11 protein-coding genes are annotated in these 13,341 nt (G+C 71.1%); 5 read left to right on the top strand and 6 right to left on the bottom strand.

Annotated features, from left to right (window positions below):
- Positions 1-46: 46 nt before the first annotated feature.
- The 5 genes from ACFHWY_RS21315 to ACFHWY_RS21295 form a co-directional block, all read right to left on the bottom strand.
- Positions 47-1,378: a hypothetical protein gene (locus tag ACFHWY_RS21315; RefSeq protein WP_416581994.1), complete on the bottom strand. Its 1,332-nt coding sequence runs from the start codon at positions 1,376-1,378 to the stop codon at positions 47-49.
- Between the two features lie 177 nt (positions 1,379-1,555).
- Positions 1,556-2,152, bottom strand: coding sequence for a hypothetical protein (locus ACFHWY_RS21310; protein ID WP_416581993.1), 597 nt, complete (start codon positions 2,150-2,152; stop codon positions 1,556-1,558).
- Complete coding sequence (locus tag ACFHWY_RS21305; RefSeq protein WP_416581992.1) at positions 2,131-2,613, bottom strand: MIP/aquaporin family protein; 483 nt, start codon at positions 2,611-2,613, stop codon at positions 2,131-2,133. The genes ACFHWY_RS21310 and ACFHWY_RS21305 overlap by 22 nt, the downstream gene beginning before the upstream one ends.
- 44 nt (positions 2,614-2,657) lie before the next feature.
- The gene (locus ACFHWY_RS21300) at positions 2,658-4,262 is read right to left on the bottom strand and encodes a xylulokinase (protein WP_416581991.1); all 1,605 of its coding nucleotides are present in this window, start codon (positions 4,260-4,262) and stop codon (positions 2,658-2,660) included.
- A gap of 4 nt (positions 4,263-4,266) precedes the next feature.
- Positions 4,267-6,522, bottom strand: a complete 2,256-nt coding sequence (locus ACFHWY_RS21295; protein WP_416581990.1) for an aminotransferase class III-fold pyridoxal phosphate-dependent enzyme — start codon at positions 6,520-6,522, stop codon at positions 4,267-4,269.
- Between the two features lie 126 nt (positions 6,523-6,648).
- Here ACFHWY_RS21295 and ACFHWY_RS21290 point away from each other — a divergent pair, with 126 nt between their 5' ends.
- Positions 6,649-7,830: a PucR family transcriptional regulator gene (locus tag ACFHWY_RS21290; RefSeq protein WP_416581989.1), complete on the top strand. Its 1,182-nt coding sequence runs from the start codon at positions 6,649-6,651 to the stop codon at positions 7,828-7,830.
- Between the two features lie 11 nt (positions 7,831-7,841).
- Here ACFHWY_RS21290 and ACFHWY_RS21285 read toward each other — a convergent pair whose 3' ends face one another.
- A complete protein-coding gene (locus tag ACFHWY_RS21285) occupies positions 7,842-8,825 on the bottom strand; it encodes a GlxA family transcriptional regulator (protein WP_416581988.1) in 984 nt (327 codons plus the stop codon).
- Between the two features lie 71 nt (positions 8,826-8,896).
- On the opposite strand from ACFHWY_RS21285, the gene ACFHWY_RS21280 reads away from it, so the two are divergent.
- The 4 genes from ACFHWY_RS21280 (at position 8,897) to ACFHWY_RS21265 (ending at position 13,326) form a co-directional block, all read left to right on the top strand.
- Positions 8,897-10,270, top strand: a complete 1,374-nt coding sequence (locus ACFHWY_RS21280) for an APC family permease (protein WP_416581987.1) — start codon at positions 8,897-8,899, stop codon at positions 10,268-10,270.
- Between the two features lie 100 nt (positions 10,271-10,370).
- Positions 10,371-12,008: a ribosomal protection-like ABC-F family protein gene (gene abc-f / locus ACFHWY_RS21275; RefSeq protein ID WP_416581986.1), complete on the top strand. Its 1,638-nt coding sequence runs from the start codon at positions 10,371-10,373 to the stop codon at positions 12,006-12,008.
- A gap of 347 nt (positions 12,009-12,355) precedes the next feature.
- Complete coding sequence (locus ACFHWY_RS21270; protein ID WP_416581985.1) at positions 12,356-12,898, top strand: hypothetical protein; 543 nt, start codon at positions 12,356-12,358, stop codon at positions 12,896-12,898.
- Entirely contained in the window at positions 12,895-13,326 is a 432-nt protein-coding gene (locus tag ACFHWY_RS21265) for a J domain-containing protein (protein WP_416581984.1), read from the top strand. The genes ACFHWY_RS21270 and ACFHWY_RS21265 overlap by 4 nt, the downstream gene beginning before the upstream one ends.
- Positions 13,327-13,341 lie beyond the last annotated feature (15 nt).

Genomic DNA, 13,341 nt, shown 5'->3' with positions numbered 1-13,341 from the left:
AAGCGTAGGACTCGTGTCAAAGGAGACGCCCGACCGGCGGTCCGGTTCAGAGTTGTTGGTCGAGTACCCGGCCGAGGTGGTCCTGCGCGTAGTAGGACGTCGCGCCGAGGGCATGTGCGTACGCCTGGAGGCTCACCAACTCTGTCCCCGAGGTGGCCTCTCTCATCGTGGTGAACAACGGCTCCAGCTCCCCTTTGAAATAGGCGTTGGCCAGGTCCAGTGGGGTGGTCAGCTCACGGTCGATCAGAAACTCGACTCCCGCGCGTTGGCTGGAGTACTGCGCGTCGTTGCGGACGGCCGTGTCCACCGACTCCGCCAGCAGCAGGCGGGTGAAGTACTCGGTGGTTCCTTCGTTGAAGTCCCAGCCCAGCACGGCGCGCATCGAGCGATGGGAGAGCATGTGCATGGCCTCGTGGTACTCGGTGCCGGTGCCGAGCTGGTCGTCGCGTACGTAGATGTGGTCGTCGAGGCGTACCCCCGGGCTGGTCAGCCCCTGTTCGAAGAGTTCGGGGCTGTCCTCGAGAGCCTGCTCGATCTCGCTGTCGTCCTTCGGCTTCCGGCCGAGCACGAAGACCGCACCCATCTCACGCGGGGTCGGGTAGTGCAGCTGCTGGTCGGTGAGCCATTGCGTGGTAGGCAGGTAGCGCTGGATGATCGTAGCGGTGGTGGCGAAGCGGGCTGTGACGGTCTCGGCTGACAGGCGGGTCGCCGTGCCCCTGTTCTGAGCCTCGGTCACGTGCGAGTTGTCGACACCTGCTACGTCGTCGGGAGCAACCGATACATGCGCGCCGTTGGTGAGGGACAGCTGGATGGAGAACGGTGCGAGTTGTTGTGGCAAGATCCGGCCGTCAATGACAGTGTGATTGATGTATATGCCGGGCGGAACGGTGACCACCTTCGACGTATCGGTCGAGTCGCGGCCCTTCACCTCGGTCTCCAACACGATCTCGGCACGTTCGTCGAATTCTTGACGCTGGTTGTGCCAGAACGTCTCCAGCAACTGTGGCTCTGTCTGGTCGGCTATCTCTTGAATGCTCCGCTCGGTCGATTGGTAGGCGGGATCGCGCAGGAACTCTCGGGCCGCCCAGACCTCCGCACCTAGCAGATTCACGGCGAGCACCAGGGCCTGGCCGTCAGCCGCAGCCCACGCGGACTCGTCGATATCGGTGCTGCTGATGATGCTTGGCGTCAGGTATTCGAACTGCCCGGTCAGTCGCGCGCCGACGTTCTGATCGCCTTCCTTTGCATACGTCGGGATCTCGTAGTCCCATTTCAAAGCCTTGTGAGCGGTCCAACCTCTTTCGAACGGCATTGTGTCTCTCCGTCTCCGTATCGGTGGGGGTGAGAGGCGCCGACCGGGATCGTTCTGCCGATCCACTGCCCGGTCACGCTACGCGTAGACGATGAAGCCTTCCGCGTTCTGTAAGCAATGCGGCAGCTGAGCGTCGGGGCAGCCGGGGGTCGAGGGTGGACAGATCCGCGAGCCGACGGGCGCCACCGTGCAGTGACGGGCGCCGTACGCAGACGACGCCCGTGCCGCCAGCGCTGATCCGGCTCAGTCGAGGCGGTACACCCACGCCCCAGCTATCTCCTCCCGGGTGATGCCGAGGCCATCGACCGGTCGGGTGGGCAGGCCGTCCCAGGGTGTGCCGGCCAACCGTTCTGGCAGGACGACCACCGACCGGATGCCGACCTGCCGGAGGAAGGCGATGCTGCCCGGATCGGGGAAGGCCGTCGTGGCCGTGCGGATGTGTTGCTGGCTGGCCGGCATGAAGGTGACGGAACCGTTGGCGACACGGGGAAACCCGTCGGTGGACCAGAGCATGATGTCTGATTCGGACACACCGTTGGTGGGGAGGACCAGAATCGGATCGGTTGCCGCCCGGATCGCTGGTGGGGCGGCCGGCACGGTGGGGTGCGGTGTCCGGTTGACGCCCTCGACCAGGACCAGCAGCAAGGGCAGCAGGAGTACGAAGAACGTGTTGGAGTGCCAGAGGTTGAGTGGGCCGGTGACCAGAGCATGCCCGGACCAGGCGACCTGCCACGCCTGCAATGGGGGATCGCCTAGGTCGCCTGGAATGGTCGTCCACGGCTGTTTCAGCGTCGGCCAGGTGAGAAGAACGGCGAACGTCAGGCCAGCGACCGTCGCCAACGTCCATTCATGCCGCAGCAGGCGCGACGCCTACCGAAAGGTCCTCGCCAGCAGTTCTTGTCCGGGTCGGGACTGGAGCCGCGATTCTGCCTGGTCCGGGTCAGCTTGCTCGCGGTCAGTGGACGGTGCTCCGAGGAGCCTTCGACGTATTGCCTACCGCCGAGCAGTGGGAAGACGATGAACACCCAGAGTTGCCCGAGCGCGTTCCCGCCCTCGAAGATCGCCGGGCCGAAGGCGCGGGCGGGATTCACCGCTGCCCCGGTCAGCCCGACACCCAGCAGGTTCGCCACGCCCAGCGCCAGCCCGATCGCCAGGCCGGCGAAGCCCGACAGGTCCGCGCTGCGCTTGCCCACCACCAGGACGAACAGGAACGTCAGAACGGTTTCCAGCAGTATCGCTCCACCGGCGTTGATGTTTGTGCCGTAGCCGTTGGCGCCCAGTACACCGGTCTGGTCGGTCACCCCACCTGAACGCACCAGCCCCCAGAGCAGGAAGGAGGGCGGGCTCAGGTGGGATCGGCGCGCCGGTTGAGGCGTCGGTACACCGGGGCGAGCCGCCGGTGCAGCTTCCGGTAGGTCTGGAAGATGTCGTCGTAGGTGGCCCGGTTGGCCGGTGTCGGCGTGAAGACCCGGTCGGTACGTATCAGCGCGGGGATGTCGGCGAAGGTGAGCTGCCCGGTACCGACCGCGCCGATCCAGCCCGCGCCCCGGGCGTTGACCGCGAGCGGCTGGGCATCCCGCCGGATCTCGACGCCGAGCACGTCGGCGAAGATCTGGCACCACGAGTCCGACATCGCGCCGCCACCGGTGATGGCCATCGAGGCGACCGGCGCGCCGAGGAAGCGGTCGACCGCGCCGGTGAGCCAGCGGGTGTTGAGGGCGACCCCCTCGAAGACCGCCCGCAGCAGGTCCGACCGGGTGGTGTCGAGCGCGATGTTGAGGAAGCCGGCCCGCAGGTTCGGATCGTCCACGGGAGCACGTTCGCCGTACAACCAGGGGGTGTAGAGCACGCCGCCCGCGCCCGGCGGCACCGTCGGGATGATCGTGTCGAACGCGTCGAAGATGGTGCCCTCGTCGCGGCTGACGCGCCCGGCGCCGAACAGCGGATCGTCGTACTCGACGATCTTGTCCCGCAGCCAGGTCAGGTTGGCCCCGGCGGTGGCCTGGAGGGCGGTCATCAGGTAGCGGTCGCCGATGGCGCAGGGCACCGAGGCGATGCCGGCGGTGACGTCGGTCTTCTTCCGGGGCACGTGGGCCGCGATCCACGACGAGGTGCCGACGTACAGGTGTGGTTCCCGGTCGCCGGTGGTGCCGGCGCCGATCGCCGCCGCGGTGTTGTCGATCGCGCCGGCGACGACCTGGACGGACTCGGGCAGCCCGAGGTGCGCGGCGGCGGCCGGGGTCAGCGTGCCGATCACGTCGGTGCACGCCACGATCGGCGGCAACTTGTCGGCCTCGATGCCGCAGTCGGCGACCAGTGTGGGGGAGTAGCGGACGTCGCCGGGCCGTCGGTTGTCGGTCAGCCATGAGGTCAGGATCGAGTCGACGGTGGCCACCGTGCGCCCGGTCAGCTTCAGATTGATCCAGTCGAGGACGTTGAGGAAGGCCGCGGTCCGCGCGTACACCTGGGGCAGGGTGTCGCGGACGAACAGCATGTGGGCGGCGGGGTCCTTGCCGGTGGGGGACGGCATCCCGCCGGTGAGACGCAGCCAGCGCGCGATCCGGCGCACAGACATTCCCTGGTATGCGGGAAAACCGCCGAACTGCCGGCGCAGGTGCGCCGCGCCGCGCATGTCGAGCCAGCTGATGCAGCGGGTCAGCGGATCACCGTCAGCGCCCACCGCGATGGTCCCCTCACCCTGGGTGGAGGCGCAGACCGTGCCGACGGCCCGCAACTGCTCGGGGTGGGCCCGGCCCAGCTCGCCCACGACCTGGCCGAGCGCCGTCCACCAGGCCAGAGGGTCCTGTTCGGCGCCGCCGCCGGGCAGCAGCCGCAGCGGGACGGGTCGCTCGGCCCAGCCGGTGACCGTACCGTCGGCGGCGACCAGGGCGGCCTTCATCCCTGAAGTGCCCAGGTCGATCGCGAGGATCTGCGGTGCGGTGGCGGCCACCGGGTCAGACTCCCTCGACCAACGCGAAGACCTGGTCGAACCGGGCCAGCGCATCGTCGACGACCTCGTCGGTGTCGGCCATCGAGGTGTACATCCGGGAGCCGGCGAGGGTGATGATGCCGTGCGCGGTGTAGGCAGCGCCCATCTGTTCCATCAGCCGCTTGCGGGCCTTGTTCTCGCGTAGCAGCTTCACCGGGTTGCGCATGTCCAGCAGCATCACGCCGCTGCACTCCAGGTGCACGATGGAGCCCTGGTTGTACGCGACGTACGGAAGGCCGTACGAGTCGATCAGTCGTTGCAGGCCCCGGGTGAGCCGGTCACCGGCGCGGCCGGCGATCACCGGCGCGTTGGTCCGGGCCATCTCCTCGATCGCGAAGTAGCCGGCCGCGCAGGACAGCGGATTGGCCGACAGCGTGCCGCCGACCTGGATGTGCGCCCCACTTCTGCCGTCCAGCCCGGAGCCGAAGACCGCCATCACGTCGGCCCGACCGCCGACGCCGCCGGCCATCGGGTAGCCGCCGGAGACCGCCTTGCCCAGCACCGTCAGGTCGGGGGTGACGCCGAAGTAGCCGGCCGCGCCGCCCAGTCCGAGCCGGAAACCGGTGACCACCTCGTCGAAGATCAACAGTGCGCCGAACTCGTCGCACAGCTCGCGGACCTTGACGTTGAAGTCACGCGGCACCGGGCGGGTGCCGGACTCCGGGCCGACCGGTTCGACGATGACCGCGGCGGTGCCGCCACGCAACCGGTTCTCGATCAGCTTGCGTCTGAGCTGGCCCAGCTCGTGCGGGAAGGACTCACGGGTGCGGCTGGTCGCGCCGAACGGGATGCCCTTGGCGTTCATCCGGTACGTGCCAGGCACCCGCAGCCCGTAGACCATCGTGTCGGACCAGCCGTGGTAGGCGCCACCGACCTTGATCACCATCTTCTTGCCGGTGAAGGCGCGGGCGCCCCGGACGGCGGCCATCACCGCCTCGGTGCCGGACCCGAGGCATCGATACATCTGCACGTGTGGCATGAACCGGTGGATGATCTCGGCGAGCTTGAGTTCGTACTCGTGGAACAGACCGGTCACCGGCCCACAGGCGCGGACCACCTCGGCGACCCGCTCGTTGACCGGAGCGTAGTTGCTGCCCAGGATCGTCGGCCCGCCGGCCTGGAGGAAGTCGATGTAGGTGTTTCCGTCCCGGTCCACCAGGTACGCGCCCTCGGCCTTGTCGACGGCGAGCGGAAACGGGTAGCTGAAGGCCAGGTTGTGCTGCACGCCGCCGGGAATGCGGCTCCGGGCCCGGTCGGTGATCTCCTTGCTGGCCCGGCACTTGGTGTCGAAGTAGTGGAGCACGTCCAGCAGCGCGTCGTGGCGCAGCCCGCGTAGCGGCTGGGCGGTCAACGCCCTCAGTCGGCGCAGCACGTCGTCGACGTCCGGGTACGCGCTGATGGCGTACCCCAGGCGAGCCGATTCGACGCCCGGTGCCGCAGCCGTTTCGGCGGTGGGGCTGGCGGCGTCGACCTCGGTGGCTGCCGCGTCGGCGCTCGGCAACCGTTCGTCGGCGGGTACCCGCACCGGCTCGACCGCCTCGGTGAGCTGCGCGGCGATTCGCTTCTCGTCGGCCCGCAGCTTGCCGAAGGCGATCTCCCGGATCGCGGCCGGAATGGTGTGCACCTTCCCCGCCTCGCTGGTCAACGCCAGCAGGTACGCGACGGAGACCTTCTCCAGCAGCGCCATGTTGAACACCGCCCGGTCCGGGTCGGTGCCCACCGCGACCACCCCATGGTTGGCGATGATGAACGCGTTGTCGCCGCTGGCCACCTTCTTCTGCACGTTACGCGCCAGGAACCTGGTGCCCGAGGGGGCGTAGTCGATGATCGCCACCTCGCGTCCGAGGAAGCGCACCTGCTCGTCGGTGAGGGCCGGGATCGGTTTGCGTAGGAAGGCCAGTGCCGAGGCGTACGGCTGGTGGGTGTGCACGATCGCGTTGACGTCCGGGCGTTCGCGGTAGACGTTGGCGTGCATCCCGCACTCGATCGACGGCTCCAACCCCGCGCCGGAGTCGTCGGGCATGTGTCTGCCGTCGAAGTCGACGAGGCAGACGTCCTCGACCCGCATCCGGTCGTAGTCGTAGTTGCTGGGGGTCACCGCGTACAGCCGGTGTCCGGGTATCCGGACCGAGACGTTGCCCTCGGTGGCCTTGAGGTAGCCGCGGGCGAGCATCGTCGCGCACATGTCAACGACGTGCTGGCGGGACAGGCGGTGCTGCACGGCGCGCTCTCCTCGGTCGGGCCCAACGGCGTCGGGTCCATCGTCGCGCGGGTGTTCGGTCGAAACACCGTCCCGTCGGCAGCGAGAACACGGGCCTTTCCTATCCCGTCGTGACAAGATCGCGGGGTGAGTGAGCCGGTGTCCGTGACGCCCTGGCGGCGGCTGCCCACCGACCTGGCCACCGCGATGTGCCCGCACCTGCCCGCCACCGTGGCCGCCGTGGCGGTCGCGGTCACCGAGGCCACGCCCGCCTTCGCGGCCATCGCCGACGACAAGTTCACCCGGGACGTGCACGCCGCCGTCCAGGTGGCGCTGGAACGCTTCCTCGACCTGGTCGGCACCGCCGAACCGGCGCTGCCGCCCCGGTTCCGGGAGGTCTTCGTCGCGCTGGGCGCCGCCGAGGCACGCGAGGACCGTGGCCCCGAGGCGTTGCTGGCCGCGCTACGGATGGCGGCGCGGCTGCTGCTGCGCACCGCGTCGCAGTCCCTGGCTCGGCTGCGGCCGGTCGACACCGACGACCTGATCGACCTCTCCGACGCGGTCAGCGCGTACGTCGCCGAGCTGGCTGCGGCGAGCACCGACGGTTACGCCCTTCAGGTGCGCGAGCAGGCCGGTGAGGGCGACCGCCGTCGGCAGCTCGCGGAGCTGCTGCTACGCGGCGAAGCCATGCCCGGCACCGTCGAGGCGGCAGCCGCCCGGATCGGCTGGCTCGAGCTGGACGTCGTGGTGCCCGTCCTGCTGCCGCCCGACCAGGCCCGCGACGCGCGGTTCCGGTACGGTCCCGACGGCCTGGTCGTCGAGCGCGCCCGGGACGCGGTGCTGCTGCTGTGTGCCGGTCCCCGGGCGCTGCGCGGATCGCTGGCCGACGCGCTGGCCGGCCGGTGGGCCGTGGTCGGACCGGCACTGAGCTGGGCCCAGGCGCCGGTGGCGGTCCGGCTCGCCGAGCTGACCGCCGGGCTGCTCGGACCCGACCCGGGGCCGGTCTTCGCCGACGACCACCTCGTCGCGTTGGCGCTGCGCGGTGAGCCGGGCGCGCTGGCGGTGCTCACCGCCCGCCGCCTGGCGCCGCTGGCCCACCTGCGTCCCGCGCAGCGGGAGAACCTGCTGGTGACCGTGCACAGCTGGCTGAGGCACTGGGGCTCCCGGGCCGAGGTCTCCGCCGAGCTGTTCGTCCACCCGCAGACGGTCAGCTACCGGCTCAAGCGCCTGCGCGAGCTGTACGGCGCCGACCTCGACGACCCGACCGCCCGGTTCGAACTCCTGGTGGTTCTGGCCAACCACCTGCACACCCCGGCCCGCCACCCGTAGCGGCCCCTTGCTTACCCCGCACGCGCTGCCGGGGCGGCGGCCCGGCAGCGGAACACGTGGCGGTAGGTCTGCGGTGTCATGCCACTGATCCGGCCGAAGTGCTGGCGCAGGTTGGCGCCGGAGCCGAAGCCGGTGCGGTGGGCGATCCGCTCCACCGGGTCCTCGGTGGTCTCCAGCAGTTCCTGTGCCAGCCGCACCCGCTGCTCCAGCAGCCACTGCAACGGGGTGGTGCCAAGGGTGTCCCGGAACCGCCTGGCCAGCGTCCGCGGGCTCAGGTTGGCCTCGCGGGCCAGGTCGTTGACCGACAGCGGCCGGTCGAGACGGCCACGCGCCCACTCCAACACCGGGCTCAGGTCGGCGGGAGAGGCGCCGCGTACCGGAGGCGCGGGATACTGGGTATGGTCGGCGGCCCGCTGCGGTGCGACCACCATCCGCCGGGCCACCTCGTTGGCTACCGCGGCACCGTGGTCCTGCCTGATCAGGTGCAGGCACAGGTCGATGGCGGCGGCCGTACCCGCCGAGGTGAAGATGTCGCCGTCGGCCACGTACAGCACTCGTGGGTCGAGGTCGACGAGCGGGAACCGGCCGGCGAAGTCCTGCGCGTTCATCCAGTGCGTGGTGGCACGGCGGCCGTCGAGCAGCCCGGCCCCGGCGAGCGCGTACGCGCCGGTGCAGATACCGACGATGCGCTTGCCCCGGGCATGGGCGATCCGCAACGCCTCGACCAGGGCGGGCGGCGGGTCGATCTGGGTGGCCCGGGCGCAACCGGGTACCAACAGCGTGTCGGCCTCGACGAGGTCGTCGAGGCCGTACGTCGGGTCGAGCCACGAGCCGCCGGTGGTCCGCAGCGGACCGGGCTCGGCAGCACACAGTCGCATCTCGTACCAGGGGTCGACGATGTCCCGCCGGTCCGTGCCGAACACCTCCTGCGGCACCGCCAGCTCGAAGATCGGCAGGTTGTCGGTCACCGCCACCGCGACGACGTGCGTACGCATGGCAGAAATCTAACGCAGCGCGGCGCCAATCCACCTGTCCGCCCTGTCCGCCCACGGGCGACGGTGATCCCATGACTCAGACCCACCCCACCCTGGTGAGCGGCGGCCGGATGACCGCCGTCCAGGGTGCCGCCCTCTACGTCGGCGCCGTGCTGGGCACCGGGGTGATCGCGCTTCCCGCGCTGGCCGCCGAGGCAGCCGGCCCCGCCTCGCTGCTGGCGTGGCTGCTGCTGGTGATCGTGTCGGTGCCGCTGGCGGCGACTTTCGCCGCGCTCGGCTCCCGTCACCCGGACGCCGGCGGCGTCTCGACGTACGCGCGAATGGCCTTCGGACCCAGGGCGGCGGCCGTCGTCGGCTGGTGCTTCTACTTCGCGGTGCCGCCGGGGGCCTCGGCGGCGGCGCTGTTCGGCGGTGCGTACGTCGAGGCCGCGCTCGGTGGCGGCACAGCCACCGTGGCGGTCACCGCGATGTTGCTGATGGCGGCGGTCACCGTCACCAACCATTCCGGCGTGCAGATGGCGGGACGGGTGCAGCTCGCTTTGGCCGGTCTGCTGGTCACCCTCCTGCTGCTGACGGTGCTGCTGACCCTGCCGCACGCGTCCGTCGGCAACCTGCAGCCGTTCGCCCCGCAGGGCTTCACGGCCATCGGTCCGGCGGCGGCGCTGCTGATGTGGAGCTTCGTCGGCTGGGAGGCCATCACCCATCTGACGGGCGAGTTCCGTCGACCGGCGCGGGACCTGCCCCGGGCCACCGCCGCCGCGGTCGTCGTGGTCGGTGCGCTGTACCTGGCGGTGGCCTTCGCGACCATCGCGGTACTCGGCTCGGCGGCGGCGGAGTCGGATGCGCCGCTGGGTGAGCTGCTCGCGGTCGCGCTCGGCGGCGACGCCCGCTGGCTGGCCGCCGGGGCGGCGCTACTGCTGACCTTCGGGGCGATGAACGCCTACTACGCCGGTGCGGCGAAGCTCGGTGCGGCGCTGGGCCGCGACGGGGCGCTGCCCGGCTGGCTGGCGCGGGGAAGCGTGGCCGGCGAGGTACCGCGCCGCAGCCTCGCGGTCACCGCCGTCCTGGCCTTCGTGGCGCTGGCCGCCGTGGTGGCCGCCGGGCTCGGCACCCGGCCGCTGGTGCTGGTCGCCACCGGCTCTATCATCACCGTCTACGTGATCGGTGTGGCGGCGGCCCTGCGCCTGCTGCCCCGGCGCAGCCGGGCCTGGTACGCCGCCGCCGCGACCATCGGGGTGGTGCTGCTCCTGCTGCTGATGACCGGCGTCTACCTGGTGTGGCCGGTGGCGGTCACCGGGGCCGCGCTGCTCTACCTCCGGCTACGTGGCCAGATCGCTCCTGAACCGCACCGGGCAGTTGTTACGCTTGGGGCTCGCACGGAACAACCGCGTGGTGGGAACGAGGAGCGCGACATGCTGTCGGGGGACGACGACATCTCGGGGTGAGCAGCCCCGCCGCCTGTGGGGCGGACTGTCCTGTCGTAGCCCTGTCTGCCTGACCGGGGCCCCTGTGGCGTGTCCCGGCCTCCTTCCCGAGGTTTCTCCGATGTCTGGCGTGTGCGTCGTCTGCACCAGTCTGTCCTTTTCCTGGCCCGACGACACTCCGGTGTTCCGGGACCTGTCCTTCACCGTGCCGCCAGGTCGCACCGGTCTGGTCGCCCCGAACGGCGCCGGCAAGTCGACCCTGTTGCGCCTGATCGCCGGTGAGCTGACGCCTGGCGGCGGTGGCGTCACCGTCGAGGGGGCGCTCGGCTACCTGCCGCAGAGCCTCCCGCTGGCCGGTGACCTGACCGTGGCCGAGGTTCTGGGTGTCGCACCGGCGCTGGCGGCGCTGCGGGCGATCGAGGTCGGCGACGCCAGCGAGGAGAACTTCGCCGCGGTCGGCGACGACTGGGATGTCGAGGAGCGCAGCCACGCTGAGCTCGACCGGCTCGGCCTGGGCGAGGTGGCCCTGGAGCGGCCACTGCACACCCTCAGCGGTGGGCAGGTCGTCTCCCTCGGCCTGGCCGCGCAGCTGCTCCGGCGACCGGATGTGCTGCTGCTCGACGAACCGACCAACAACCTCGACATCGACGCCCGGCACCGGCTGTGCGCGGTCCTGGAGAACTGGTCCGGCTGCCTGTTGCTGGTCAGCCACGACCGGATGCTGCTGGACCGGATGGATCGGATCGCCGAACTCGACGGCGGGCAGTTGCGCCTGTTCGGCGGGAACTTCACCGCGTACTCCGAGGCGGCCCAGGCAGCTAGGGAACTGGCCGAGCGCAACGTGCGCAACGCCGAGTTGGAGGTCAAGCGGGAGAAGCGGGAGATGCAGCAGGCTCGCGAGCGGGCTGAGCGCCGCGCCGGCAACGCCGCCCGCAACCTCGGCAGCGCCGGCCTGGCCCGGATCGTCGCCGGTGGCCTCAAGCGCAGTGCGCAGGAGTCGGCCGGCCGGGCCCAGCAGACACACGCCAGCCGGGTCGGCGACGCGCAGTGCCGCCTCGATGAGGCCAGCCGGGCGCTGCGGGATGACCAGACGCTGGCCCTGGAGCTGCCGGAGACCGACGTCCCCGCCGGCCGCACCGTGGTCGAGGGCCAGCGGATGCAGGTGCGGCACGGTGGCCGGGCGCTGTTCGCCGAAGACGGCGTCGAACTGGGCATCCGGGGTCCGGAACGGATCGCGTTGACCGGGCCGAACGGCGCCGGCAAGTCGACCCTGCTGCGCCTGCTGCTCGGCGAACTGGAGCCGGAGGGCGGGCAGGTGCGTCGGGCCGACGGTCGGGTGGCGTACCTGTCGCAGCGGCTGGACCTGCTCGACGTGGACCGTACGGTGGCGGAGAACCTCACCGCGTTCGCGCCGGACCGTCCGCAGTCGGAGCGGATGAACCTGCTGGCCCGGTTCCTGTTCCGGGGTGCCCGCGCCCACCTGCCAGTGGGCGTCCTCTCCGGTGGGGAACGCCTGCGCGCCACCCTCGCCTGCGTGCTGTACGCCCAGCCGGCGCCGCACCTGCTGCTGCTCGACGAGCCCACCAACAACCTCGACCTGGTCAGCGTGGGTCAGCTGGAGAACGCGCTGAACGCGTACCGGGGCGCATTCGTGGTGGTCAGCCACGACGAGCGCTTCCTGCACGACGTCGGTGTGCGGCGGTGGCTGCGCCTCGACGCCGGCGACCTGCGGGAGATTCCGGCACCCGAGCCCGAGTGAGGGTGTCCGGCGGGCGAGAACCGTCCGACCGGGCCCGGGACAAGATTGGCGGCCCAGGGGGCCCGGTGGCGGGCACGGTGGCGGTAGGGTGGGTGTTACTGACGCTGTGTGATCGGGAGGCGGCCGTGGCGTCGAGTCACCTACCCGTCCCGGAGCCTCGAGCTGCTGGCCAGCCGACGCACCGGACGGTGCCCGGCCCGCCGTCGCGCCGTGCTGGCGCCGCGCCGGTACCGAGCCGGGGTGTCGGGGTTTCCCCTCCCGTCCACGATGCCGGGACGCTGGGCCTGGTCGCCCGGCCTGGACGCGACCACTGGTGGCAGGAGCTCGGCGAGAAGGTCCGCGATCGGATGGTCGCCAGGGTCGGCCCGGTGGTCGAGTGGTGGGCGGACTGCGACCACACCGACGTGCAGCGTCCGTACGCGGTCGTGCTCGGCGTACGTGGGCTCGCGGTCGCCAGGCCGACCGTCAACGATCGTGGCGGGCCCGCGCAGCTGGTCACCGTCGTCCCGTTCGTGCCGTCGTCGCTGCGACACGCGGTCGTCGTGCAGAAGCCCACCCGGTTGGTGGCCGGGCGTCCGGAGCTGACGGCCGGCCACCCGGCCCCCTCCGCGGTGGGGGAGGTGCTGTTGCCTCGGCGCATGCGCGACCTGCTCGGTAACCTGCCGGCGGAGGCGCAGGCGCGTCTGCAATGGCCGTTCGTCAACGGCGACGTGCTCGACGGAAGCGACCGCTACTACTGTGGCGGCAGCCACGAGCTGGACGTCTGGGCCTACCTGGCCGGTCGCAGGTGGGTGACGTTTGTGTCCGGTCACGGCGTCGGGCTGGCCGGGCCGGCGCACCGGGCGTCGTGGCGGCTGATCTGCCGGCAGGCCGAGGTCGCCGGGCGATGAGACGCGCCACGGACGAGCCGGACTGCTACGCGGTGCTGGGCGTGGCGCCCGACGCCACTGTGGCCGAGATCCTCCGCGCGTTCCGCCGGCAGGCGCTCGTTCACCACCCCGACCGTGGCGGCGACGCCCACGCCTTCCGGCTGCTCTGCCGCGCCCGGCAGGTCCTGCTGGATCCGGGGCGGCGGACCGCGCACGACCGGCGCCGGGCGGCCGAACCGGCGCCGGGCCGGTCCGGGCAGCCGCCCGGCCCGGAACAGGACGCCGCCGGTCCGTTCGAGTGGGCGCAGGGTGCCGGGCCGGGCAGCGAGGAGCGGTCGTATCGGAGCGCCGGGCGGCGGGCGTACCACGCCCCGTTCTCGGCATACCAGGCCGGCTACTCGTGGCGGCGCAGTGACCGGTTCGCCTGGTGGCGGGGACCGACCCGCTGATCGTGTCGGTCCGGG

Source organism: Micromonospora sp. LOL_024, from assembly GCF_048060415.1.
Taxonomy (GTDB): domain Bacteria; phylum Actinomycetota; class Actinomycetes; order Mycobacteriales; family Micromonosporaceae; genus Micromonospora.
This window is presented reverse-complemented; position numbering and strand designations above follow the sequence as displayed.